The organism is Streptomyces sp. NPDC031132, from assembly GCF_055570595.1.
In genome coordinates this window covers 8061-12411 of record NZ_JBVIGX010000072.1, presented here as the reverse complement: position 1 = coordinate 12411, position 4351 = coordinate 8061, and the positions used below count along the sequence as shown (strand labels likewise).

5 protein-coding genes are annotated in these 4351 nt (G+C 68.9%); 2 read left to right on the top strand and 3 right to left on the bottom strand.

Features of this window, described 5'->3' with window-relative positions:
• Positions 1-343: 343 nt before the first annotated feature.
• The 3 genes from ACZ49B_RS38700 to ACZ49B_RS38690 all read right to left on the bottom strand — a co-directional run bounded on the left by ACZ49B_RS38700 (position 344) and on the right by ACZ49B_RS38690 (position 1530).
• On the bottom strand, positions 344-625 hold the full coding sequence (locus ACZ49B_RS38700) for a hypothetical protein (protein ID WP_468315909.1): 282 nt from the start codon (positions 623-625) through the stop codon (positions 344-346).
• Positions 626-665: 40 nt separating this feature from the next.
• Entirely contained in the window at positions 666-857 is a 192-nt protein-coding gene (locus tag ACZ49B_RS38695) for a DUF2267 domain-containing protein (RefSeq protein WP_468315906.1), read from the bottom strand.
• Between the two features lie 103 nt (positions 858-960).
• Positions 961-1530 carry a cysteine hydrolase family protein gene (locus ACZ49B_RS38690; RefSeq protein WP_468315912.1) on the bottom strand — a complete coding sequence of 190 codons (570 nt, stop codon included), beginning with the start codon at positions 1528-1530 and terminating at the stop codon, positions 961-963.
• 376 nt (positions 1531-1906) lie between these two features.
• On the opposite strand from ACZ49B_RS38690, the gene ACZ49B_RS38685 reads away from it, so the two are divergent.
• Together ACZ49B_RS38685 and ACZ49B_RS38680 are read left to right on the top strand one after the other, a co-directional pair.
• Positions 1907-2380, top strand: coding sequence for a hemerythrin domain-containing protein (locus ACZ49B_RS38685; protein WP_468315904.1), 474 nt, complete (start codon positions 1907-1909; stop codon positions 2378-2380).
• Between the two features lie 806 nt (positions 2381-3186).
• The gene (locus ACZ49B_RS38680) at positions 3187-3903 is read left to right on the top strand and encodes a YqjF family protein (RefSeq protein WP_468315902.1); all 717 of its coding nucleotides are present in this window, start codon (positions 3187-3189) and stop codon (positions 3901-3903) included.
• Positions 3904-4351 lie beyond the last annotated feature (448 nt).

Here is a 4351-nt window from a genome sequence, read left to right as displayed (position 1 = left end):
GCCGTCCTGCAACCGCTCTGGCTTCGAAACTCCACCACCGCACCGTCCTGCGAACTGCAACTACTGGTCCTACTGCCCGGCAGTTCGTCTCTGCCAGGCCCTTCGGTCTCTCTGGGCTACGAGAGAAACCATAACCAGGACACTGCCCAATGTCTACTCCGGCCAGCATAGATTTTCGCGTGCCCAGTGGGGAGACAATCGGCTCCCGCCGAGAGGAGAGCGCGGCGGGCTCCACCGACTCAACCGTCGCGGTACGGGGCAGGAGGACCGGGCAGACAGGCTGCGTCGGCGATCAGACCAGGGTGGTCCGATGGACACGATGAGCGTCGACCTCGCGATCCCTTCAGTTGCATGCGGGCGACCACGAGGTCTTCTGGCAGGCCACGACGGTCGCCGGCTCCCGGATTTTCGCCCCCATCCGGTCCACGGTTTCCTTCTCCTCCTCGGACCAGCCGGGGCTGTCGGGGACATCCCCGCGGTAAGAGAAGCGTTCCCCCCGCGGCCACCCTTTCATCGGCTCCACACTCCAGGGCAGGCCGGCCGGGAAGGCGCGATGCTCAGCATGGGCGCGATGGAGCCGCTCCTGGAGCTTGAGCAGATCGTCGGGGAAGGGGCTTGCTTTCAACGGCACACACTCTCAGGTCGCGCCGTGGGCCCTGCCACGGTCAGGCGGCATGGTGGTGCTGGTGCAGTTCTACCTGGCCGAAGAGGAGTGCGTACCCGCCCGGGAGCTGCTGGAGGATCCGGGCGAGGAGGTCGCGGCCGGCGAGGCGTGTGACGACGGCGAGTACGGCGCCGGTGTCCCAGCGGGCGACGGCCGGGGTGCTGCCGCCGTCGTCCGCTCCCGGCCGGGACATCGTTTCCCGTCTGTGGCTGCCGGTGGAGGCTTGGCCATCCCGCTGGGAACGCGTTTGTAAGGACGGTGCGCGTCTCGGGCGGCTGCCATGCGGTCCACCGAAATCACCTGTGGTGGCGTGAGGGCTCAGGCGGGGCGTCGAAAGTGACTTCGCCGCCGGCGCGGACGTCGGCCGACATGTTCTGTTCCATCATTCGCAGCGCCGCGTCGGCCAGGTCAGGGTCTATGTGGGCGACGGCGTCTGCCGCGATCACGACGTCGATGTGGCGAATGTAGGCGTCCAGTGCCGAGTAGAGCACGCACTGTTCGGTCACCTGCCCGCACAGGACGACCCGTCCGGCGCCAAGCTGCCCCAGCAGATAGGCCAACGGCGTTTCGAAGAACGCCGAGTGCCGGGCTTTGACGACGAAGAGCGAGTCGTCGTCGGGCGCGATCGGCTCGACCAAGTCCGGGTGTCTGCCGGACATCGCTGCCTGCACTATTTCGCCTTGGTGGGAACGCCACTGGCCGAAATTGTCATTCACGTAGATCACGGGCGCCCCGCCCGCACGTGCCCGCTGCAGAATCTCGCTCACGCCCGGCAGCGCTGTGCGCACGGACTGGACGAGTGACTCCGCGTCCTGGTGCTCGTAGGTGTTAAGCATGTCGATCACGATGAGAGCCGTACAGGCCATGGCGACCACCTCTCGCTCCCACAAGGGGGCTGCCCAAACCGGAACCCTCTACTCAGGCCAGGGTCGGACACGCCCGCGCTCCTGCACGGCGCCACAGAGGCTGATCCGGCTGGACCCGCCCGAGGTTCCGCGGGCGCGGTTCGCTGGCCGCGCTCCGATACGCGCAGTCCTCCGGCGGGCCGGCTCCGGAGAGCCGAAGGAGGACCATGGCGTGACCACGACCAACGCGCTCCGTCGGCCTCGGATCGGCGGACGGCCGAATCCCGTCGTCATTCTGGGGTATCCCGCCCCTCCCGCCTGTCTGACACCGGCCCCGGCGGGTACACGGCTGCGGGGCGGTACCGGCCGCCCTGGTGGGTCGACGTGAGGAAGTGCCGTGGACGGGATCGTACTGCTGAAGGAAGACCACAAGACGGTTGAGAAGCTGTTCAAGCGCTTCGAGAAGGCCGATGAAGACGCCCACGCCGAGAAGCGCGAGATCGCCGACGCGGTCATCGAGGAACTCACCATTCACACATGGATCGAGGAGAAGATCTTCTATCCCGCCGCCCGGGAAGCCGCCCCCGACACCAAGGACCACGTCCTGGAAAGCGTTGAGGAGCACCACGTCGTGCTGTGGATGCTCTCCGAACTCAGGGGCCTCGACCCGACTGACGAGCGGTTCGACGCCAAGATGTCGGTCTTGATGGAGAACGTGCGCCACCACGTCGAGGAAGAGGAGAAGGAGTGGTTTCCAGACGTACGTAAGGCCATGGGCCGCAACCGCCTCACCGAACTCGGCGAGGAAATGGAAGCGGCGAAGAAGGCGGCTCCCACCGACCCCCTCGCCGTCCCCAGCGCAGACCAGTAACCGGCGCCGCCGCAGCGCGCTCTCCGGCGCGCGCGAAGACAGGGCAGGGCAGTAGGCGTCGCTCCGGAGAGCGGCTCCGGCCCCCCGCATCCCGCCGCCCCGCCCCGCCGCGGGAGCCGCCTGCCCGAAGACACCTCTCACGTTGAGCGGCCCACGGCCACCCAGTGACCGAGGTCAGCGATGAAAAGCGGCCGGGATGAGATCGCGATCCCCTCCCAAAGTTCGCCGCGACACCGTGCGCCTCTTCACCGACGCCCTGCGCGCCATGGGCACGGACCCCATCGTCGTCGACCTCAGGAGGGGGCGTCTTGCCGACAGCTCGCTCGTCCACAGCCCTGCTGCAGGCTCCCGTCGACCACCGCGCTCGTCCCGGCGGCCCGCTCCCCCGCCACCTTCACCGCCTCCTGCGTACCGCCTGGCGACCAACGTCCGCTCCCAGCCTCTGAACCGTTGACGACAAGGCCTGCCGGGCCCGGGCATGCGCTGGTCGTCCACGCCGGTGTAGGCGCGTTGGCTCTTGCCACGAGTGCCAAAGGAGGCGGCGAGAGCGAGCACGGTGGCGATGGCGCCAACGATCAGGGTTGCTGGTGATCGACCCGGTGTGCGGGACGTCGCCGGCGACGACTCAGGGGGCGATGCACGTCCAGACGCCGATGGCGGCGCCGGCCCAGGCCATGAAGTGGGTGCGCTCGTAGGATGCGCCGAGGCTGTGCGCGGATAGCCGGAGGTCGTGGCGGCGTATCGCCGAACCCGAAGGCGGAGCGTAGCGTCGAAAGAGAAGCTCGGCGTCAACCCAAGGATTCCTCGTGGTGACTGACGTGCCCGGGGGTGACGGCGCGGTGGTCGCGCCTCGTGTTCGGATGCCGGTGCTGTCCATGCAGTGGCGGCGGCAGGCGTTCATGCACTGGCCCTACCGTCGCGATGATGTCCAAGCCCTGCTGCCGCCGGGCCTTGAGTGCGATCTGTTCGACGGACGGGCGTGGGTGAGCCTGACGCCATTCGTGATGTCCGCCGTGCGGGTGTGTGGGGTGCCGATGGTCCAGGACACCTTCCCAGAGACCAATTTGCGCACCTACGTCCGGCGCCCGGGCAGGCCGCCTGGCATCTGGTTCTTCTCCCTCGATGTCACGCAGCCCCTGCTGCTCGCGGCCCGCCTGTTCGCAGTGCCCTACAGCCTCGCCGGGCTCACCATCGCCCCGGGCGGGGCCGACTGCCGCTACACCGGCCGCCGCAGACACGCAGGGCCGGCCTACGACATCGTGGTACGGGCCTCGCAAACCGAAGCTGCCCGTCCCCTCGACGTATGGCTCACCGACCGCTTCCACGCCTACTCCAGGCGCGCCGGAGTACTGTGGCGCTTTCCCGTCCGGCACGAACCGTGGCCGCTGTTCCAGGCGACCGTCGTGTCGGCCAGGCAGTCACTCACCCGCGCCGCAGGACTGCCCGACCCATACGCGCAACCCCTGGCTCACACCTCCCCCGGCGTCGGACCCGTCACACTGGGACCACCACGGCCCGCCTGAGCCGGCATACGCTCCGCCAGCCGCCAGCCGCCAGCCGCGTCGGGCCGGCCGGCGTGCCCGCACCGAAGAGAGCACGCGCGACCTCAACACCTCCGCTGCCGAAGCGCGTCCCCAAGTGTCGCGACGGAATGCATCGGTCCGGCCGGTGACGGCATCGAGCGGAGCCGCTCAAGCCACTGAAATCTCACCTGGACGCCCAACGAGTCCGCCGCCATCGGCCTGCGCCCTTCTCGTCCTCGGGCACGACCGCGACGGCCGCCGATCATCGGCGAAAGTCCTCACCCCATGTCCTCGGCTTCGAGGAGCAAGTGCGACAGGAGGACCAACACCGGCGGTGGGGGGGGGGGGGGGCGGGGGGGGGGGGGGGGGAGGGGGGGGGTGGGGGGGGGGGGGGGGGGGGAGACAAGACCCCCACAGGTCAGAAGCGCTAACGCTGTTTGGCTGGGGA